19 protein-coding genes are annotated in these 19,032 nt (G+C 62.9%); 12 read left to right on the top strand and 7 right to left on the bottom strand.

Annotated features, from left to right (window positions below):
• Positions 1-24: 24 nt before the first annotated feature.
• From AC0L15_RS10660 to AC0L15_RS10690, 7 genes are all read left to right on the top strand, one after another.
• Complete coding sequence (locus tag AC0L15_RS10660; protein ID WP_473496305.1) at positions 25-1,050, top strand: ribonuclease T2 family protein; 1,026 nt, start codon at positions 25-27, stop codon at positions 1,048-1,050.
• Positions 1,051-1,183: 133 nt separating this feature from the next.
• Positions 1,184-2,833, top strand: a complete 1,650-nt coding sequence (gene ettA, locus AC0L15_RS10665) for an energy-dependent translational throttle protein EttA (protein WP_027153822.1) — start codon at positions 1,184-1,186, stop codon at positions 2,831-2,833.
• 57 nt (positions 2,834-2,890) lie between these two features.
• A complete protein-coding gene (locus AC0L15_RS10670; RefSeq protein WP_473496306.1) occupies positions 2,891-3,157 on the top strand; it encodes a hypothetical protein in 267 nt (88 codons plus the stop codon).
• 14 nt (positions 3,158-3,171) lie between these two features.
• Positions 3,172-3,387, top strand: coding sequence for a type II toxin-antitoxin system RelE family toxin (locus tag AC0L15_RS10675; protein ID WP_473496307.1), 216 nt, complete (start codon positions 3,172-3,174; stop codon positions 3,385-3,387).
• On the top strand, positions 3,384-4,175 hold the full coding sequence (gene tam / locus AC0L15_RS10680) for a trans-aconitate 2-methyltransferase (protein WP_473496308.1): 792 nt from the start codon (positions 3,384-3,386) through the stop codon (positions 4,173-4,175). The genes AC0L15_RS10675 and tam overlap by 4 nt, the downstream gene beginning before the upstream one ends.
• Positions 4,176-4,377: 202 nt before the next feature.
• Positions 4,378-5,499, top strand: coding sequence for a beta-ketoacyl-ACP synthase III (locus AC0L15_RS10685; protein WP_287249510.1), 1,122 nt, complete (start codon positions 4,378-4,380; stop codon positions 5,497-5,499).
• 137 nt (positions 5,500-5,636) lie between these two features.
• Positions 5,637-6,254, top strand: a complete 618-nt coding sequence (locus AC0L15_RS10690; RefSeq protein ID WP_091594098.1) for an MOSC domain-containing protein — start codon at positions 5,637-5,639, stop codon at positions 6,252-6,254.
• 12 nt (positions 6,255-6,266) lie between these two features.
• Here AC0L15_RS10690 and AC0L15_RS10695 read toward each other — a convergent pair whose 3' ends face one another.
• The 3 genes from AC0L15_RS10695 to tsaA all read right to left on the bottom strand — a co-directional run bounded on the left by AC0L15_RS10695 (position 6,267) and on the right by tsaA (position 8,173).
• On the bottom strand, positions 6,267-7,226 hold the full coding sequence (locus AC0L15_RS10695) for an aminotransferase class IV (RefSeq protein ID WP_287249513.1): 960 nt from the start codon (positions 7,224-7,226) through the stop codon (positions 6,267-6,269).
• Positions 7,227-7,328: 102 nt separating this feature from the next.
• The gene (locus tag AC0L15_RS10700) at positions 7,329-7,640 is read right to left on the bottom strand and encodes a DUF2293 domain-containing protein (protein WP_287249514.1); all 312 of its coding nucleotides are present in this window, start codon (positions 7,638-7,640) and stop codon (positions 7,329-7,331) included.
• Positions 7,637-8,173, bottom strand: coding sequence for a tRNA (N6-threonylcarbamoyladenosine(37)-N6)-methyltransferase TrmO (gene tsaA, locus AC0L15_RS10705; protein ID WP_287249515.1), 537 nt, complete (start codon positions 8,171-8,173; stop codon positions 7,637-7,639). The genes AC0L15_RS10700 and tsaA overlap by 4 nt, the downstream gene beginning before the upstream one ends.
• Positions 8,174-8,315: 142 nt before the next feature.
• Between tsaA and AC0L15_RS10710 the strand changes: the two genes are divergently transcribed.
• Together AC0L15_RS10710 and metF are read left to right on the top strand one after the other, a co-directional pair.
• Positions 8,316-9,338: an ArsR/SmtB family transcription factor gene (locus AC0L15_RS10710; RefSeq protein WP_128174215.1), complete on the top strand. Its 1,023-nt coding sequence runs from the start codon at positions 8,316-8,318 to the stop codon at positions 9,336-9,338.
• Positions 9,338-10,255: a methylenetetrahydrofolate reductase [NAD(P)H] gene (gene metF / locus AC0L15_RS10715; RefSeq protein ID WP_128174212.1), complete on the top strand. Its 918-nt coding sequence runs from the start codon at positions 9,338-9,340 to the stop codon at positions 10,253-10,255. The genes AC0L15_RS10710 and metF overlap by 1 nt, the downstream gene beginning before the upstream one ends.
• A 599-nt stretch (positions 10,256-10,854) precedes the next feature.
• Here metF and AC0L15_RS10720 read toward each other — a convergent pair.
• Complete coding sequence (locus tag AC0L15_RS10720) at positions 10,855-11,772, bottom strand: DMT family transporter (protein ID WP_287249517.1); 918 nt, start codon at positions 11,770-11,772, stop codon at positions 10,855-10,857.
• 218 nt (positions 11,773-11,990) lie between these two features.
• Here AC0L15_RS10720 and AC0L15_RS10725 point away from each other — a divergent pair, with 218 nt between their 5' ends.
• Positions 11,991-13,211, top strand: a complete 1,221-nt coding sequence (locus tag AC0L15_RS10725; protein WP_287065047.1) for an alanine racemase — start codon at positions 11,991-11,993, stop codon at positions 13,209-13,211.
• A 102-nt stretch (positions 13,212-13,313) separates the two neighbouring features.
• Here the strand turns inward: AC0L15_RS10725 and AC0L15_RS10730 are convergent, their stop codons facing one another.
• Positions 13,314-14,045: an SDR family oxidoreductase gene (locus AC0L15_RS10730; RefSeq protein ID WP_473496309.1), complete on the bottom strand. Its 732-nt coding sequence runs from the start codon at positions 14,043-14,045 to the stop codon at positions 13,314-13,316.
• Between the two features lie 130 nt (positions 14,046-14,175).
• On the opposite strand from AC0L15_RS10730, the gene AC0L15_RS10735 reads away from it, so the two are divergent.
• Positions 14,176-15,054 carry a LysR family transcriptional regulator gene (locus AC0L15_RS10735; protein WP_473496310.1) on the top strand — a complete coding sequence of 293 codons (879 nt, stop codon included), beginning with the start codon at positions 14,176-14,178 and terminating at the stop codon, positions 15,052-15,054.
• 110 nt (positions 15,055-15,164) lie between these two features.
• On the opposite strand, the gene AC0L15_RS10740 is transcribed toward AC0L15_RS10735, so the two are convergent.
• Positions 15,165-16,346: a lytic murein transglycosylase gene (locus tag AC0L15_RS10740; RefSeq protein ID WP_473496311.1), complete on the bottom strand. Its 1,182-nt coding sequence runs from the start codon at positions 16,344-16,346 to the stop codon at positions 15,165-15,167.
• 80 nt (positions 16,347-16,426) lie between these two features.
• A complete protein-coding gene (locus AC0L15_RS10745) occupies positions 16,427-17,218 on the bottom strand; it encodes a glycoside hydrolase family 25 protein (RefSeq protein ID WP_287320601.1) in 792 nt (263 codons plus the stop codon).
• Positions 17,219-17,528: 310 nt separating this feature from the next.
• On the opposite strand from AC0L15_RS10745, the gene AC0L15_RS10750 reads away from it, so the two are divergent.
• A complete protein-coding gene (locus AC0L15_RS10750; RefSeq protein WP_473496312.1) occupies positions 17,529-18,908 on the top strand; it encodes a serine hydrolase domain-containing protein in 1,380 nt (459 codons plus the stop codon).
• Positions 18,909-19,032: the final 124 nt, after the last annotated feature.

Raw genomic sequence — 19,032 nt, forward strand, 5'->3', positions numbered from 1 at the left:
GCATTATTCAACCGGAGAGTACCCATGCGTACGCTGACAGGTCTTGTTTTCGGATTGGCGCTTGTCGCCGCGTCGCTGACGGGTGCTGCGCGGGCCGAGGTCAAGATGAGCGGCTCTTTCGTCGCCGACGCCACCTGTCCGGCGACGCAGGCCATCAGGAGCGGCAAGAATGCCGGTGATGTTTCGACCGATGCGGGACAGAGCTACGAGCTGCTGGCTGGCAACAAGGATGTTCCCACGCACTATCTGATCCGCGTGCCCGGGGCTGATCCGGAGCGTCGCTGGGTGAAGGTCGATTGCGGCCATGTTTCGGGTGGCAGCGCGTCTACGGAACCGGCAGCACCTGTGCCGGCCGATCGGAAGAAGCCTGCTGCGCCGGCTTCGCGAAAGCCCGAATATGTCCTCGCGCTGAGCTGGCAGCCGGCGTTTTGCGAGACCAAGCCCGGCAAGACCGAATGCAAGGCGCAGACCGCGGCCGGTTTTGAGGCGACGCATTTCACCTTGCACGGGCTGTGGCCGCAGCCTAACGGGAATTTCTATTGCCAGGTGGCAGCGGCCGACAAGGCGAACGACAATTCGGCGCACTGGCAGGACCTGCCGCCGGTCGAGCTCGAGCCGAACACCCGGTCGGAGCTCGATCAGGTGATGCCAGGGACCGCATCCGCTCTCGACAGGCATGAGTGGATCAAGCATGGCACCTGTTACGGCAAGAGCCAGCAGGCGTATTTTTCCGATGCGCTGAACCTGACGCGCGCGGCGAATGCTTCACCGGTGCGTGATCTTTTCAAGCAAAACATTGGCCGGGATCTGACCTCCGACCAGATCCGCGCCGCCTTCGACAGTGCCTTTGGTCCCGGTGCCGGCGAGCGGGTTCGCGTCTCCTGCGTGAACGATCCTTCGAGCGGCAGGCGGCTGATCGGCGAACTGACGCTCGGCCTGACCGGCCCGATCGGTCCGAACTCTTCGCTCAGTGAGCTGTTGCTGGCATCAGTGCCGACGAACAATGCTGGTTGTCCGAAAGGCACTGTCGATCCGATCGAGTTCCAGTGACACGCCGAGCCCGTCTTAGCCCGAAGGCCGGTTCGAAATGCCAAAACAGTTTGCCGTTCGGCGCGGCATCGCCTACATAGCGCGCAACTTCCATTCAATCCGACATCCAGTCGACTTTTCAGGGAAAGCGCGCGTGGCACGCCAGTTCATCTATCACATGGCCGGCCTCAACAAGGCCTATGGCACCAAGAAGGTGCTCGAGAATATCCACCTCTCCTTCTACCCGGACGCCAAGATCGGCATCCTCGGGCCGAACGGCGCCGGCAAGTCGACCATCCTCAAGATCATGGCCGGCATCGACAAGGAGTGGAGCGGCGAGGCGTGGCTGGCCGAAGGCGCCACCGTCGGTTACCTGGCGCAGGAGCCGGCGCTCGATGCGAGCAAGACCGTGTTCGAGAACGTCATGGAAGGCGTCGCCGCCAAGACCGCGATCATCGAACGCTACAACGAATTGATGATGAACTATTCCGACGAGACGGCCGACGAGTCGGCCAAGCTCCAGGACGAGATGGACCGGCTCAACCTGTGGGATCTCGAACAGCAGGTCGAGATGGCGATGGAAGCGCTGGGCTGCCCGCCCAAGGAAGCCGACGTCACCAAGCTGTCGGGCGGCGAGCGCCGCCGCGTGGCACTGTGCCAACTGCTGCTGCGTCAGCCCGACCTTCTGCTGCTCGACGAGCCGACCAACCATCTCGACGCCGAGACGACGGCGTGGCTGGAAAAGCATCTGCGCGCCTATCCCGGCGCGGTGATGATCATCACCCACGATCGCTACTTCCTCGACAATGTCACCGGCTGGATCCTCGAGCTCGACCGCGGCCGCGGCATTCCCTATGAGGGCAACTACACCAAATATCTCGAAGCCAAGGCCAAGCGGCTCAAGCAGGAGGGCCGCGAGGACGATGCGCGCCAGCGGGCGATCGGCCGCGAGCGCGAGTGGATCCAGTCCAGCCCGAAGGCACGGCAGACCAAGTCGAAAGCGCGCATCCAGGCCTTCCAGGATCTGCTGGATGCGGCCGACAAGCGGCGTCCGAGCGACACCCAGATCGTCATTCCGCATGGCGAGCGGCTCGGCAATGTGGTAATCGAGGTCGAGGACCTGTCGAAGGGCTTTGGCGACACGCTGCTGATCGACGACCTCGAATTCAAGCTGCCGCCCGGCGGCATCGTCGGCGTCATCGGCCCGAACGGCGCCGGCAAGACGACGCTGTTCCGCATGATCACCGGCCAGGAAAAGCCGGATGCCGGCACGATCCGCGTCGGCGAGACGGTCAAGCTCGGTTACGTCGACCAGAGCCGCGATGCGCTCGACCCGACCAAGACCGTCTGGGAAGAAATCTCGGGCGGCGCCGAAGTGGTCAAGCTCGGCAAATTCGAGGCCAACACCCGAGCCTATTGCGCCTCGTTCAATTTCCGCGGCGGCGATCAGCAGCAGAAGGTCGGCAATCTGTCCGGCGGCCAGCGCAACCGCGTCCATCTGGCCAAGATGCTGAAGACCGGCGGCAATGTGCTGCTGCTCGACGAACCGACCAACGATCTCGATACCGAAACGCTGGCGGCGCTCGAAGACGCGCTGGAAAACTTCGCCGGCTGCGCCGTTATCATCTCGCACGACCGCATGTTCCTCGACCGGCTGGCGACGCACATCCTTGCGTTCGAAGGCGACAGCCATGTCGAGTGGTTCGAGGGCAATTTCGAGGATTACGAGCAGGACAAGATCCGCCGGCTCGGCCCCGACGCCGTCAACCCGCACCGCATGACGTACAAGCGGCTGACAAGGTAGCAACGGATTGGTTGCAAGCCTCCCAGGCTGCTCGTAGAATCACCGGAAGGAGACAACATGCTTAATGTGGAGCTTCCTACCGCGCTGCAAAAACGCCTTGAGATCGTGGCAAGGAAAACTGGCCGGACAAAACACGACGTGGTCGTTGCCGCCATTGTCGAGCAAATTCAGGATTTGGAGGACGGACTGATCGCCCTCGAACGCCTTAACGACGATCAGGTGACTGGCTTTCTCTGGCCGAAGTCAAGGAACGACTGGGATTGGACGATGCAAGCAACCGCAGTGACGGTTGAACGTGTGAATAATTCGAGAAGCGTGCGCTGAAGGATATCTCCAGATTGCAAAGGTCCGATCAGCGTCGGAATGTAGACTTCCTGGAAAACAGGCTCGCGCGGCGCGATAATCCACGTGAACTTGGCGAAGCGCTAACAGGACCGCTTGCAGGTCTCTGGAAATGCCGTGTGGGTTCATTCCGAATTCTGACAAGGATCGACGATAGCGCGCTCGCAATTTGGGTGGTTCAAGTCGGCGACCGTCGCGAGGTCTATCGGTGAATACAGTCGCAAAAGCAAAACCCGACTGGTCCGCCGCCCAATATCTCAAATTCGAGGACGAGCGCACGCGGCCGGCGCGCGATCTCGTCGCGCGGGTGCCGGTGGCGGCGCCGCGCCGGGTGGTCGACATCGGCTGCGGGCCGGGCAATTCCACCGAATTGCTGGTCGAACGCTGGCCGAGCGCGCAGGTCAGCGGTTTGGACAGCTCGCCCGACATGATCGAGAAGGCGAGGGCACGTCTGCCGGAAGTGGCCTTCGAACTGACGGATGCGGCGGCGTGGCAGCCCGAAGAGCCGGTCGACGTGATCTTCGCCAATGCGGTATTCCAGTGGCTGCCCGAGCATCCGGCGATCTTCCAGCGGCTGATGGGATTTTTGGCGCCCGGCGGCGCGCTTGCCGTGCAGATGCCCGACAATATGGGCGAGCCGTCGCACCGGCTGATGCGCGAGACGGCGGCCGAAATGCCGTTTGCCGAAAAGCTTGAGGGTGCTGCGCGCGGACCGCTGCCGCCGGTGTCGTTCTATTACGATCTTTTGTCGCCGTTCTCCGACCGGCTCGACATCTGGCACACCGCCTACAATCATCCGCTGGCCGATGCCGGGGCAATCGTCGAGTGGCTGAAGTCGACGGGGCTGAAGCCGTTCCTCGATCCGCTCGACGCGGACGAGCGACGGTTTTTTCTCACGCGCTACACCGCTGGGATAACCGAAGCCTATCCGAAGACGGCGAACGGCAAGGTGCTGCTGCGTTTCCCGCGCCTTTTCATCGTCGCGCGGCGCGCTGCATAGAAACGATTGGCCACACCGAGACGCACTGCCTGGCTGCGCTTGATTCGCCACAACGCGTATTTCAGCCACGCAAGGTTGTGGTCTTGTGCCTCAGGCCCTTGATTTAAGCCGGCTTAAACTAGCTTGATGCGAATAATGTTGCGCCGAACTCTCGCGGCGCCCACATCAAGCCGTAGCGCCTGCGCATGGGGACGAACTGAAAATGCATCGCGTCATCATCAGCGGCATCGGCGTTGAAATCCCCGAGCCTTCGATCACCAATGAGGAATTGGTCGACAGCTTCAATGCCTGGGTCGAGATGGAGAATGTCCGCCGCCAGGCTTCGGGCGAGACGCTGCTGCAGAAGTCGGACAGCGCCTTCATCGTCCATGCTTCGGGCGTGCAGACGCGCCATGTGATCGAGCGGGAAGGCATTCTCGACCCGAGCCGCATGGCGCCGCGCATTCCGGCGCGGCCAGACGATGCGCTGTCGCTGGAAGCCGAGTTCGGCATCGCATCGGCCAGGAAAGCGCTCGACCATGCCGGGCTGGAGCCATCAGATATCGACCTGGTGATCTGCTCGGCCTCGCATCACCAGCGGCCCTATCCGGCGATCGCTATCGAGATGCAGCAGGCGATGGGCACGAAGGGCGCCGGCTTCGACATGGGCCTTGGCTGCTCGTCGGCGGCGGCGGCGTTGCATATCGCGGTCAATCTGGTGCGGGCGGGCGCACACAGGCGCGTGCTGGTGACGACTCCCGAGATCATCACCGGCCATCTCAATTTCCGCGACAGGCAGACGCATTTCATCTTCGGCGATGCTTCGGTCTCGATGGTCGTCGAGGGGCTTGCCCAGGGCGACAAGCGGCCGGGACGCTTCGAGGTGCTCGACACCCGGACCTGGACGCAGATGTCCAACAACATCCGCACCAATCTCGGCTACTACACGCGCACCGCCCAGGACGATCCGTATATGATCAACCTGGAAGGCAACCTGATCAAGCAGGTCGGCAACAAGGTGTTCAAGGAAGTCACCGTCGCCGGACATAAATTCATCGTCGAGTTCCTGGCCGAGCATGGGCTGACGCCGCAAGCGATCCGGCGCTTCTGGCTGCATCAGGCCAATGCACGTATGAACGCCATGATCCTGAAGCTGTCGTTCGGCCACGAGGTCGACCATGACCGCGCGCCGATGGTGCTGGAGCGCCTCGGCAACACCGCCGGCGCCGGTGCGGTCGTCGCCTTGTCGGAAAACCACGCCGACATGAACGCCGGCGACTATGGCCTGCTCTGCGCCTTCGGCGCCGGCTATTCGATCGGCGGGGCGCTGTTGCGCATGCTCTGATTGGCGCGAACGGCACCGGCATTGGAAGGCGCCGGTGTAATCGCATCAGCCTGCTTGACTGGAGCATCAGTGCTTTAGGCTGGACCTGATGAACTCACTGCGGCTAATTGCTTGGCATCACGCACGGAGCGAAGCCTATGCTGGACCTCTTCCCCGAGACGGTAAACCCGGTCGAAATCATCCCGGCGCGGAAACTTGTCGCGCGGGTGGCCGCGCTTTACGTCGCGCCATCGGATCATTTCGAGACACGCGCGGTGGATGAATTGCGGCTTGGCTTCGACGGCATCGACGGCGATTTCCACGCCGGCGCGACGCGGCGCTCCGGCGGGCGCGAGCCCTGGTATCCGCGCGGCACCGAGATGCGCAACGAGCGGCAGCTGTCGATCGTGGCCGCGGACGAGCTGGCGATCGTGGCAGGGCGGATGGCCATCGCCGAGATCAAGCCGGAGTGGATCGGCGCCAATCTGTTGATCGAAGGCCTGCCGCATCTCTCGATGCTGCCGTCCGGCACGCTGCTGTTCTTTAAAGGAGGCGTCACCGTCAAGGTCGACGCGCAGAACGGACCTTGCCGCATCGCCGGGCGATCGGTCGCCGAAAATGCCGGAATGGCCGACCGTGAAGCCGGCGCGCTGTTGTTCCCGAAGGCGGCAAAGCGGTTGCGCGGCCTTGTCGCCTGGGTGGAAAAACCAGGCCGCATCACGGCCGGCGAGGAGATTTCGGTGCGTGTGCCCGAGCAGTGGATTTACCGGGCCTGAGGCCAGGGATGGTCAGGGATAGTGCACCGGGCTGCACCAGGCCGGATCTCCGTGCTTTTGCCAATAGATCGCCATGAGGCGCCTGGTAATCGCACCGACCTTGCGGTCCGCGACCGGAACACCGTCGATCATCGTTACCGGCATGATGCCGCCGGCGGTCGAGGTGATGAAGACCTCATCGGACTGACGCAGCGCAGCGACGCTGACATCGGCCGCGGCAACGGCAAGCCCTGCCTCCGCGCAGAGATCGAAGACGGTGCGGCGGGTGATACCTGGCAGCACGCCGACAGCCGGCGTCGACAGTTTGCCGTCATCCACGCAAAAGACGTTGAAGCCGGGGCCTTCCGCGACATTGCCGTTGAAATCGAGGAGCAGTGCGGTCTCGGCGCCGCGGTCATAGGCGTCGTAGAGGCCTCGCACCAGGTCGAGCCAGTGGTAGTTCTTGATTGTCGGGTCGATCGAGGCTGGTGGGATGCGCACCTTGTCGCTGATCGCCACATGCAGGCCGCGCTGCAATTGCTCGGCGTTGGCGACCGAGCCGAAGGGAACGGCGAACGCCATGAAGCGGTTGACGGCGTCGCGCGGGTCGCGGCTGAAGGTCGGCGAGGCGCCGCGCGTGCACAGCATCTCGACATAAGCGTCGCGATGACCCGACAGCGCCACGCAATTGTGGAGGATTTCGGCGACTCCATCGCGGTCGAACGGGATCGTCATGCGCAGCTTTTCCAGCCCGCCGAAGAAGCGATCGAGATGCAGGTCGAGGCGGAAGAAACGACCGTCCCAGACATGCACCGTGTCGTAGGTGGCGTCGGAATGCAGGAAGCCCCAATCCAGCACCGAGATCTTGGCTTGCGACATCGGCAGATACTGCCCGTCCAGGAAGGCAACACCATCGGGGTAGGAGTGCGGGTCTATGTGACGGTCGGAGAGCGAGGGCAGTGGTTTGGCGTGCGGATCGATCAAGTTGCTCATCACGTCCTCCGTCAGGTCGTCTTCGTCCAGACGCGATAGAGCGCTGCGGCGGGTGGTACAAGACACAGGCCGGGGTTGCGGATGAGCCATCGGGGTATCTGGCTATTCCTCACCGTCGTCCTCGAGCAGACGTGTCGCGCGCCAGCGGGTCAGCACCATGTTGGTCTGTTCCATGACGAAGAAACGCGCCGAGTCGCGGTCATAGCCTTCGGCCAGCAGTTTCTCGTAGTCGGTGTGCGCATGACGGATGTGGGCTATTGTCGCCAGCCATACGGCAATGCTCGGCGGCAAGCTCTTCATATGCACCGCGCCGGCGTCGGCGCGGATCTTTTCCATGTCGGCATAGGGCGCCAGCGGCAAAAGCGCTGTCAGCGCCTTGGCGATGGCGCGGCGGCGACCGGTCGGCGCGCTCATCGCATGACCTGTCCGGGTATGACCTGTCCGGGCTCGTCCCGTCCGGCAATGGTCGCGTCGGCAAAGGCATCGGTCGAAGCGAAATAAGGCTTGATGTCGATCACCGGCGTGCCGTCGAGCAGGTCGATGGCATCGACATCGATACGACCCGTTTCGATGTCGAGGGCGACGAGCCTGGCGATATGCAACCCGACCGGGTTCGGCCGGGCCGGGGAGCGCAGCGAAAAAACGCCCGTCGGTTCAGCCGCATGGCGGGGTTTCTGAACAATCAGGGTCCGCGGGGCGTGGTGCAGCCAGGACAGGATGATGACGTGACTGGCGCGTGCAAGCCCAATCAGACCCTCGCGATAGGGCAGGTCGATCGTGAGAACCGCCGGCTGTCCGGTTTCGCGCGCGGCTCTCATGTTCTTGGGGCAAGTGTCCCGCGTGGTCCAGGGCGAGGCGATGCGGCCGATGAAGACGACATGGCCGTCCGGCGGCATATCGGCGGGATCAGTTTCCAGAAGCTTTTCGCCGCTGCGCGTTTCGAACATGGTTTTCGCCCCGATCCTGCTTCCGGCTGTGCGCGATCCGCCACGCATGCGTCATTTTCTTGTCCGGGAGCGACATAGCGCTTGCAAGGCTATCAACATCGACATAAACATATGTTTATATCTTTTCAAAGAGAATGCTCGCATGCACGTCGCGCTCGACACCATGGTAGATACATTGAAGGCGGCGGCCGAATCCAGCCGGTTGCGAATCCTGGCGTTGCTGTCGCGCGGCGATCTCACCGTTTCCGATCTCACCGAAATCCTCGGCCAGTCGCAGCCGCGCGTCTCGCGCCACCTGAAGCTGTTGCTGGAGGCGGGGCTGATCGGCCGCTATCAGGAGGGCTCATGGGCCTTCTTCCGGCTGTCGGATTCGGATGCGGCGCGGGACTTCGTGCTCAGGCTGGTCTCCGGCATCCGGGGCGCCGATCCGCAGGTCGAACGTGACCTCGAGCGCTTGGCGGCGGTCAAGCGCAAGCGGCAGGATCGCGCCGCCGAATATTTCTCCGTGAATGCCGCAAGCTGGGACCACATCCGCTCGCTGCATGTGCCGGACCGCGCCGTGGAGGCGGCGCTGCTCAAGCTCGTCGGCAAGCGGCCGTTCCAGTCGATGCTCGACCTTGGCACCGGCACCGGGCGGCTGCTCGAGATCTTTTCGCCGCTCTACCGGCGCGGCATCGGCATCGACATGTCGCGCGAGATGCTGACGGTGGCGCGCGCCAATCTCGACAAGGCCGGCATCTCGAATGCGCAGGTGCGCCAGGGCGACATTTTTGCGCCGCCGGTCGAGCGCGACGCCTTCGATCTCGTCACCATCCACCAGGTGCTGCACTATCTTGACGATCCTGCCCGCGCCATCCGCGAGGCAGCAAGGCTGCTGCGTCCGGCAGGCCGGCTGGTGATCGTGGATTTCGCTCCGCATTCGCTGGAATTCCTGCGCGACGCCCACGCGCATGTGCGGCTCGGCTTTGCCGACCGGCAGATCACCGAGTGGTTTTCCGAGGCTGGGCTCGACCTCGAGGAGAGCCAGGAATTCGAGCCGCGCGCCGGCAACGAGCCCAGGCTCACCGTAAAACTGTGGCTCGGCCGTGACCAGCGCATGCTGATCGCCGATCCTTCCAACCACGCACAACCGGCCAATGCCTTTCCGATAGGGGAAACCGCTTGATGAACCAGTTCCGCTTTTCCCGCCGCCCTGACATTGGCGACAAGATCAGGGTTTCGTTCGAGTTCTTCCCGCCGAAGAGCGACGAGATGGAAGCAAGGCTGTGGGACACCGTCACCCGGCTGCAGCCGCTCAAGCCGAAATTCGTCTCCGTCACCTATGGCGCCGGCGGCTCGACCCGCGAGCGCACGGCGCGCACGGTCAAGCGCATCCTCAACGAAACGACGCTGACGCCGGCGGCGCACATGACGTGCGTCGATGCGGCGCGTCACGAGGTCGATGAAGTCATCCAGGAATTCGCCGACATGGGTGTCACCCGCTTCGTCGCCCTGCGCGGCGATCCGGCCGAGGGCGTCGGCGCCGCCTACCGTCCGCATCCGGACGGCTATGCCAACGGCGCCGAACTGGTGGGGGCGCTGAAAGGTGTCGGCGATTTCGACATCTCGGTCTCCGCCTATCCGGAAAAGCATCCGGAGAGCCCGGATTTCGCCACCGATATCGATATGCTGAAGCGCAAGGTCGACAATGGCGCGACGCGGGCGATCACCCAGTTCTTCTTCGACAACGACCTCTACGAGCGCTATGTCGAGCGGGCGCGGCGGGCGGGCATCTACATACCGATCGTGCCGGGCATATTGCCAGTCCACAATTTTACCCAGGTCGCCAATTTCTCGGCGCGCTGCGGCGCGCTGGTGCCGGCGTGGATGGCCGAGCGCTTCGACGGGCTGCAGACGGACCCGCAGACACATGCGCTGGTGGCGGCCGCGGTGGCGGCCGAGCAGGTGCTGGACCTTGTCGAGCGCGGCGTCGGCGATTTTCATTTCTACACCATGAACCGCGCCGATCTGGTCTTCGCCATCTGCCACATGATCGGCATCCGCTCGCACGAGGCTGAAGCCGCGGGATCCGCCGCGGCGTAACTCCCCCGTCAAATCCGGGAATGCAAAAAGGCCGGGTAAAAAACCCGGCCTTTTCAATGACTTGGACTATTTTGTGCTGCTTCCGTTGCTTGGCGGGTCTACGGAAGAAAGCCCATAATCAGCGCCCCGATGAATGCAAATGCAGCACAAATCATCAATGCGTTGATTGGCCTGGTAAGCCCCATGTCATAGCCTCCTCTTAAAGAGCTATGGCCAGAGTCTAGGGGCATTTCTGCCACAGGCAAGCGGAAACTATGCTGCAATGCGACGACAATGTGGAATTTGGGACAGGCCATTTGCCGTTAGGCATTGAAACTCTTCGGCAAAATCCCGCTTCGGCCCTGTGTACAAAATGTGACGGAGCTGGGGCAAGAATGGGTATGGCAGCGCTACCGCCGCTGAAAGTCGGAATCGATTTTCGCGTCGGTACGAAGATTCGACAAGTTGAGTTGGAGCGTCGTTTGGGCGTCCGATTGGACCCTCAAGCGTGTCAGGCCTGGGAAGCGACCCGCTTCAGCTTGTTGGTCATGCATGTCGTTATCGCAAACCGCTACGTACCCTCGGTTCAAGCCCGAGGGCGTGCTTTTGGGCGACATGCATCAGCGTCGGCCGAACAGGCGGCCGTCGATGGTGACGAGGCCGATCGCGATCAGCGCCATGCCGCCGAGCTCGAACAATTCGAGCCGTTCGCCCAGGAACAGAAAGCCGAGCAGGATCGCGCTGGCCGGCACGATGAGCGTGACCAGCGAGGCGTTGGTGGCGCCGGCCGAGGCGACGAGGTTGAAATAGAGGATGTAGGCGAAGGCGGTGGACAGCAGGGCCAGCGCCAACACCGCCGCCCAGACCGGCGGCGAGGCCGAAAACAGGTTGGCAGTGCCGTGGCCAAGCAGCACGATCGGGATCATGATGATGGTCGAAGCGGTCAATTGTCCAGTGGCGATGACCGGTGACGGCACACCCTTGAAGCGGCGGGCGATCATCAGGGCCACCGCATAGGACAGCGAGGCGCCGACCAGCGCAAATTTCGCCCAGACCGGACCGCCCAGCCCGGCAAGCAGGCCGGGACCGATCATCACCGCCGTGCCGACGATGCCGAGCGCGATCCCGGCAAGCTTGTTCCAGGAGAGCTTTTCGTCTGATGTCAGCGCGTTGGCGAGGATCAACGTCCAGAACGGCGTCGTCGAATTGAGCACCGAGGCGACACCGGCGCCAAGCTCGGTCTGGCCGGCGAAGATCAGCGAGAACGGTATGACGTTGTTGACGAGCGCCAGCAGAAAGAACAGGGCGGCATGCGGCAAGGCGATGCGGAAGGACGGACCGCGCAGGCCGAGATAGAGATGCAGCGCAAGCGCCGCGATGGCGACGCGAAACAGCACCAGCACCAGCGGCGGAATCTCGGCAACCGCAATGCGGGCAAAGAAGAACGAGCCACCCCAGATCGCACCGAGCAGCAGAAGCTGCGCCCAGTCTTTCAAGACCATGGGGCCGCGCATTGCCGTCGTGGTTGTGATCGCCATGGAGAATCCTCCCGGATGGTTCTGAATGCCAAGTCAATCAGGCGTCTGTTCAGGCCATATCCTGTTTGATGGCAAGGGCCACCCGAAACCAGATCAGTGGACTAGCATTGCATCATCTGCCGTAGCGCCGCAGCGTCAGGGGTGCGAGACACAGAATTGTTTTCATTCCCGCATAGGTTGGATTAATTGTGCGCAGTCCAAGCCAAAGGGATTCGTCCATGCAGCAATTCGAAAATGCGCGCGAAGCGGCGCTGGCGCTTCGCCCGGACGATCCGATCTATTGCTTCCGCCCGCAGGTGCTGAAGGCGGACGCCAGGCAGTTCATGGGCATGTTTCCCGGCAAGACCGCCTATGCGGTCAAGACCAACGGCGAGCAGATCGTGCTGAAGGCGCTGGTCGAGGCCGGCGTCGGCGCTTTCGACGTGGCCTCGCCCGGCGAATTCGCCGCCGTGCGCGCGGTCTCGCCCGACGCCGAGATGCTCTACATGCATCCGGTCAAGGCACAGTCGGACATCAAGCTGGCGCTGGAGAAATATGGCATCCGGGTCATCTCGCTCGACCACGAGGACGAGATCACCAAGCTGACCCGCGTGGTGCGGGCGCTCGACATCGATCCGGGTGCGATCACCGTGTTCGTGCGCATCCAGACGAAAGGATCGGCCGCCTACGAACTGTCGAAGAAGTTCGGCGCCGGACCGGCCAATGCGGTCGAACTGGCCGAACGGCTGAACCGGACCGGCTACAAGGTCGGCTTGTGCTTTCATGTCGGCAGCCAGATCGAGGATCCCGACACTTATGAGCGCGCGCTGGCCTCGGCCGACTGGGTGCGCAACCGCGTCAGCTTCGACATTGCCGGGCTCGACGTCGGCGGCGGTTTTCCCGCCGAATACGGCCATGATCCCAACCGCAAGCAGGTCGAGATGCCGTCGCTCGGCCAGATCATGTCGCGGCTGTCGGGCGACCTCAAGGAATACCAGTTCGACCAGATGCCGCTGGTGGCGGAGCCGGGCCGGGTGATCGTGGCGCGCTGCCTGTCGCTGATCGTGCGCGTGCTGCTGCGCAAGGGCAAGCGGCTCTACATCAATGACGGCATCTGGGCGTCGCTGTCGGATTCATGGACCGGCAAGATCACGCTGCCGGCGCGCTTCATTCCAGACCCGGCGATCCGCTCGCGCAACGGCGAGGAGAAGACCATCGTGCCGTTCAAAGTGTGCGGCGCGACCTGCGATTCCGTCGACATCCTGTCGCGGCCGTTCTGGCTGCCGGAAACGGTCGATACCGGCGACTGGATCGAGATCGGCCATATCGGCGCCTATTCGCTGTCGCTGAGGACACGGTTCAACGGCTTTTATCCCGACACCTTCGTCGAGGTGACGACGCCGTTCGACGAAGGCGATGCGCCGCAAGGGTTCGCCAGCCTCGAGACGATGGCGGATTAGTGAATAGTGAATAGTGAATAGTGAATAGTGAATAGTCAGTAGTCAGTAATCAGCGGTGACTGCCTAATTCCACTGCCACTACCATTCACTATTCACTACCCACTAAGCAACGCCGCCGCCGGCCTGGATGTTCTCGCCTGTCAGCCAGCGGGCCTCGTCGGAGGCGAGGAAAACCGCGACATCGGCAACGTCGCGCGGCGCTCCGATCCTGCCGAAGGGCGACATCCCGGCGGCGATCGCGCGATCCCGCTGCGGAAGCAGGTCGGTGTCGGTAAAGCCCGGCGAAAGCGCATTCACGGTGACGGAGCGCGGTCCGAGTTCGCGAGAGAGGACGCGGACGAACTGCTCGACGGCTCCTTTGCTGCCGAGATAAAGGGCGGTCTGGGTGAAGAACATCTTGGTTCCACCGGTGGAAACCGCGATGATGCGGCCACCGTCGCGCACGCGGCGCGCCGCTTCCTGAAGCGTGAAGAAGGTGCCTTTGGCATTGGCGCCGAAGACTTGGTCGAAGTCGGCTTCGGTGGCCTCGACGAACGGCTTTATGACGGCGACGCCGACATTGGCGACGACGATGTCAATCGCGCCCATCTGCTTCTCGGTTTCATCGAACAGCCGGCGAATGTCGGAAGCGCTGAAGATATCGGCCTGAATGGCGACGGCTTTGCCGCCATTGTCGCGTATGGCAGCAACGGCTTCCTGAGCGGCTTTCTCGTTGCCGACATAATTGACGACCACGGCCGCGCCGTTTGCCGCGAGCCCCTCGGCGATGGCGCGGCCGATGCCGCGCGAACTGCCGGTCACGAGCGCGATTTTGCCTTCAAGCGAATGATACATAGCTGTCCCTTTCTCGTCTGGCTACGGCCGTTCCAAATCGAGCGGCGGCGTTCCATGTGGAAGTTAGGGGCATGCTATTGATCAGATAATAGCCTATGATCGAACAGGTGTGTTAAGTCTGGGGTACATAATGCGAGGGACCGAGTTTTCCGAGCTGAGGGCGTTCGCGACGATCGTCGAGGAAGGCAGCTTTGTCCGCGCCGCGGCCAGGCTCAGGATTTCGCCGCCGGCGCTTAGCCAGACGATACGCGGGCTGGAGGAGCGTGTCGGTGTCCGGCTGCTCAACCGCACGACCCGCAGCGTGTCGCCGACCGCTGCAGGCGAAACGCTGTTTGCCCGCCTCGCTCCGGCATTCAGCGAACCCGACGCGCATGCATCACGCGATCGACCGGCAGGGTCGCTGCGTATCAATGTTCCACGCATCGCCGCCATGCGTTTCATCGTGCCCATCCTCGGCGATTTCCGCCGCGCCTATCCCGATATTGCCCTCACCATCATCGTCGACGACATGCTGACCGATATTGTCGAGGGACGATTCGATGCCGGAATCAGGCTTGGTGAGCGGCTGCATAAGGACATGGTGGCGGTGAAACTCAGCGGGGAGCTGGAGATGGCCGCAGTGGCGGCGCCCAGCTATCTCGAGGATCACCCCATGCCCCATCATCCCGCCGACCTGCACCATCACCAATGCATCAATTTCCAGTGGCCCGGTGGCGGCAACGTCTATCGATGGGAGTTCGCGCGAGGCCAACACGCTTTGGAAATAGCCGTGAACGGCGGTCTGACGGTCAACGACACGGAACTGATGATCAGGGCGGCCCTGGATGGGATCGGCGTGGCTTACATGCTGGATTACCAGGTTCGACCGTGGATCGAAACCGGCAAGCTCATCCGTTTTCTCAAAGCCTGGTCGCCGAGATTTCCGGGCTTTTACCTATATCATACAAGCTCCCGGCAGGTTCCGCCGGCCTTGCGAGTCTTCATCGACTTCCTGCTTGCCAGGCGATGATGGATTAGTGAATAGTGAAGTCAGTAGTCAGTAGTCAGTAGTCAGTAGTGAATATCTAATTCCATTCACCATTCACCATTCATCATTCACTAGTTACTACTCCCTACCCACTACTCACTGAGCTTCCCCAACAGTTCCGGCGTCGGCCAGCCGTCGACCGGCAGGCCTAGCCGCATCTGCTCCTTGCGGATCGCCTCGCGGGTGTTGGTGCCCAGGATGCCGTCGACTGTTCCCACGTCATGGCCTCTGGCCTCGAGCTTTGTCTGCAATGCCCTCATCTGGTCGCCGTTGAGGCCGGGTTCGGGATTGCGCGGGTCGAATTGCGGCGCACCCGCCAGCCGCGCGGCGAGATTTGCCGCGGTCAGCGCATAGGTGAAGGACTGGTTCCATTCGAGATAGACGTCGAAATTGTCGTAGACCAGGAAGGCTGGCCCGTTGCGGCCCATAGGCAGCACGAGGCCTGCCTTCAGGCCGTTGTCGGCAAGCGGCGTGCCGTTCGGGTTGGTGACGCCCCACTGAGCCCATTGCGTCAGCGGCAGCTTGTTGGTGCGGCCGGTCTGGTCCCATGGCAAGTCGTCCGGCACGCGGACTTCCTCGATCCAGGGCTGGTCTCGTTTCCAGCCGCGCGACGTGATCTTGTTGGCCGTGGTCATGATCACATCAGGCGCGCTGCCGCGCAGGTCGATCACTTCGTCGCCGTCGCCGTCGACGCCTCGGCCGAGATAGTCGGAAGGCAGCATCTGCGTCTGGCCGATTTCGCCCGCCCAGGCGCCGGTGACGTCGGCCGGGACCACGCCGCGATCGATCAGCGTCAACAATGGCACGATCTGGGGCCGGAAGAGCTGCGGGCGACGACAGTCGTGAGAGAGCGTGACCAACGCGTTCAGCGTTTGGAAATCGCCCTGCACGGCGCCGAAATCGGTTTCCAGCGCCCAGAAGGCGGCAATGACCGGGGCCTGAACGCCGAATTCGCGATCGGCGCGGGCAAACACGTCGGCATGTTTCTTCAAGATGGCCGCGCCCTGCTTCAGCCGATAGGCCGATATCATGCGGTTCGAAAACTCGATGAAGGTCTGGGTAAAGACGCCTTGGGCGCGATCGCGCGCCAGCACCTTTCCATCGAGAGCGGCGGTTTCCAGCGCCTCAAGTCCGGCAGTGCCGACGCCGGCGTTCTTCGCCTCGGCCACAACGCCCTGCTTCCATGCCTGGAAATCGCCGCCGCATTGCTGTGCCACCGCCGGCGCCGTGGCGGCCAGAAACAGCGCCGCGAGAATTTCCAAGCGCAATCGCATCGCCATCCTCCCGAGAAGATTACCGGCGGTTGCAGGCGTCCTTCATTGGCTGTGTCGAAAAGCAGGCTGCAGGCCCGCTGTCAACGGGTGTTCTGCCGCAGCCATTTGTTCCAGGTGGCTTCCGAGCCGTTGAACACGTTGATATCGGCCTTGCCTGAGATGCCCGGCACAATACCGGTTCCGGTGTACTGCCAGAAGGTGAACGGGTGGCTGCCGTATCTTTTGCGCGGATGGCCGGCCACCGAACGCAGCCAGTATGGATAGCCGCGGAAGGCCGACAGGCCGTTGTCGTCGAAGAAATCGATCGAGGTGTAGATGATCGGCTTCTTGCCATAGTGCTTTTCGACGATTTCGAGGAAAGTGCTCATCTCGCTGCGCACCGTGGCCGCATTGGGGCGCAGCTTGCAGGTCGGCGATTGCGGGTTCCATTCCATGTCGAGAACCGGCGGCATTGCCGACCGGTCTCTGGGCACGTTCTGGATGAACCAGCGCGCCTGCGTCGCGGCCGGCGTGCAAAAATAGTAGAAATGATAGGCGGCGCGCGGGATTCCGGCGGCTTTCGTGCGGCTCCAATGCTCGTTGAAATACGAATCGAAGCGATCGCCGCCTTCCGTCGCCTTGATGAAAACGAAGGAAATGCCGCTGGCCCTGGCCGCCGGCCAATCGACCGAGGTCTGGTACTTGGAGACGTCGGTGCCATGAACGGCATAGCTCCACGGCGCGCCGCTGTCCCACTCATGCGGGTCGGAGTCGTCGAAACGGGGTGCGCGCACCGCAACGCTCGGGGCGCCCGATGAGGGAGGCGCAAGATCGTCGACGGTCGAGCAGGCGCCCAGCAGCGTCAGCAAGATGAAAGCCGCGAAACGGCGCATCGCTACTCCTGAACCGGTTTCAGCCGGCCGCTGATGGGTTGTTGCTGCAGGTGGTCCCTCGACCGTGCCCCCAAGCGATCGCCCCACAGGACCGCTCTCCTATCCCCAGAGCGCGCCGCTTCGGCGCGCCTTAATCTTTGTTTTTATGCATGTCGTTGTCCCAAAACCGCTGCGCACTTTTGGGCGACATGCATCAGTCATCGCTGATCATGGTTGATATTCCGTTGACAGCGCTCGACCAGAACCGCGATTTTGCCGAAGCAATGACGGCAAATCGATGGCATAGATGAGCGTCCGGGGGAATCGGAAAATGCAGATTGCTCTGAGGCTGGTGAAGTGGCTCACCGGGCTGGCCGTATTGGCGGTCGCAGCACTCGCCGCCTGGCTTTACATCGCGCCGCCGGAACTGATCCGAGTCGGCTCGGGTTATACGGCCAAGATCGTCTGCTCGAATGTCTTTCTCGCCGGACGCGATGCCGATGAGGTGCTCGCAGTCGACGTGCAGGCGCCGGGCCATCCACTGCTGCGGCTGATGAGGGTGTCCGTCGACAAGGAACAGGGCACGGTTTCGGCCGGGCTATTCGGCGTGTTCGGCAAGAGCGTCGCCGTCGTTCGAGACGGGCTTGGCTGCACCGCGGTTCCGGGCGGCGACATCGCCCGGGCCAAAGCAGTCGCCGGGCCGGCGCTGACACCGGCGCCGCCGCTCGACGCGCTCTGGCCGGAGGGCGACAAGGTCGACGCATCGCAAAACCCCGAGATCGCGAAAATCCTCGACGATCCTGCGATTACCGGCGCCGGTATGCGGGCGGTGGTGGTGGTCAAAAACGGCCGCGTCATCGCCGAGCGTTATGGCGCAGGTTTTACGGAAAAGACGCCGTTGCTTGGCTGGTCGATGACCAAGACGGTCAATGCCGCGATCGTCGGCACGGTGGTGAAGGACGGCAAGATGGTGATGACGAACCAGGGCCTGTTCGGACCCTGGAAAGCGGACGGCCGCGCCGCCATCAGCCTCGCCGACATGATGGCGATGTCGAGCGGGCTCGAGTTCAACGAGGATTATGGCGACGTCACCGACGTGACGCGGATGCTCTACCTCGAGCCTGATATGGCGGGCTTTGCCGGATCCAAGCCGCTGACCGGCGAGGTGGGCAAGGTATTTTCCTATTCAAGCGGCACGGCAGCGATGCTGTCGCGGCTTTGGCAGGATGCGGTCGGCGACAAGGACAAGGCGCTGGCGTGGCCAAGGATTGCGCTGTTCGACCCGCTCGGCATGCAGAGCGCGGTGCTGGAGACCGACGAGCACGGCACCTTCGTCGGCTCGTCCTATCTCTACGCCACCGCCCGCGACTGGGCGCGCTTCGGCCAGTTCCTGCTGCAGGATGGTGTCTGGAACGGCCAGGAGGTCCTGCCTGCGGGCTTCGTCGCCTGGATGCGGGAAGCCGCAACCGCCTCGAAAGTCTACGGCAGGGGCCAGGTGTGGATCGAGGGTCCGGGCGACGAGGAGAGCCCCGGCGCCGGCATCGCTGCGGGCCTGCCAAGGGATAGCTATTGGATGGAAGGCCATGACGGGCAGACGGTCGCCATAATCCCCTCGGCGCAGCTTGTGGTGGTGCGGCTCGGCCTGACGCCGGCCAAGCTCGGCTACCGGCCGCAGATCATGCTGGCAGCACTGGTGAAGGCGCTGCATTAGAGGAATGCGGCGATCGCTCGCCGCAGGGTCTATGCAGCTGTCGCCAAAGGCCTTCCACGATCAACACGCGCCCGCCCGTCTGGCGAGGAGCGAAGCGACGCGACCGATCTTGGGATTCCGTGAC

It is taken from the genome of Mesorhizobium sp. WSM4846, assembly GCF_055811415.1.

Coding starts and splice junctions, on each gene's coding strand:
- metF (WP_128174212.1), top strand. CDS start 9,338: ATGAACCAGTTCCGCTTTTCCCGCCGCCCTGACATTGGCGACAAGATC.
- AC0L15_RS10750 (WP_473496312.1), top strand. CDS start 17,529: ATGCAGATTGCTCTGAGGCTGGTGAAGTGGCTCACCGGGCTGGCCGTA.
- AC0L15_RS10725 (WP_287065047.1), top strand. CDS start 11,991: ATGCAGCAATTCGAAAATGCGCGCGAAGCGGCGCTGGCGCTTCGCCCG.
- tsaA (WP_287249515.1), bottom strand. CDS start 8,173: ATGTTCGAAACGCGCAGCGGCGAAAAGCTTCTGGAAACTGATCCCGCC.
- AC0L15_RS10740 (WP_473496311.1), bottom strand. CDS start 16,346: ATGCGATTGCGCTTGGAAATTCTCGCGGCGCTGTTTCTGGCCGCCACG.
- AC0L15_RS10720 (WP_287249517.1), bottom strand. CDS start 11,772: ATGGCGATCACAACCACGACGGCAATGCGCGGCCCCATGGTCTTGAAA.
- AC0L15_RS10690 (WP_091594098.1), top strand. CDS start 5,637: ATGCTGGACCTCTTCCCCGAGACGGTAAACCCGGTCGAAATCATCCCG.
- AC0L15_RS10670 (WP_473496306.1), top strand. CDS start 2,891: ATGCTTAATGTGGAGCTTCCTACCGCGCTGCAAAAACGCCTTGAGATC.
- AC0L15_RS10685 (WP_287249510.1), top strand. CDS start 4,378: ATGCATCGCGTCATCATCAGCGGCATCGGCGTTGAAATCCCCGAGCCT.
- AC0L15_RS10730 (WP_473496309.1), bottom strand. CDS start 14,045: ATGTATCATTCGCTTGAAGGCAAAATCGCGCTCGTGACCGGCAGTTCG.
- AC0L15_RS10695 (WP_287249513.1), bottom strand. CDS start 7,226: ATGAGCAACTTGATCGATCCGCACGCCAAACCACTGCCCTCGCTCTCC.
- AC0L15_RS10745 (WP_287320601.1), bottom strand. CDS start 17,218: ATGCGCCGTTTCGCGGCTTTCATCTTGCTGACGCTGCTGGGCGCCTGC.
- AC0L15_RS10710 (WP_128174215.1), top strand. CDS start 8,316: ATGCACGTCGCGCTCGACACCATGGTAGATACATTGAAGGCGGCGGCC.
- AC0L15_RS10700 (WP_287249514.1), bottom strand. CDS start 7,640: ATGAGCGCGCCGACCGGTCGCCGCCGCGCCATCGCCAAGGCGCTGACA.
- AC0L15_RS10735 (WP_473496310.1), top strand. CDS start 14,176: ATGCGAGGGACCGAGTTTTCCGAGCTGAGGGCGTTCGCGACGATCGTC.
- AC0L15_RS10660 (WP_473496305.1), top strand. CDS start 25: ATGCGTACGCTGACAGGTCTTGTTTTCGGATTGGCGCTTGTCGCCGCG.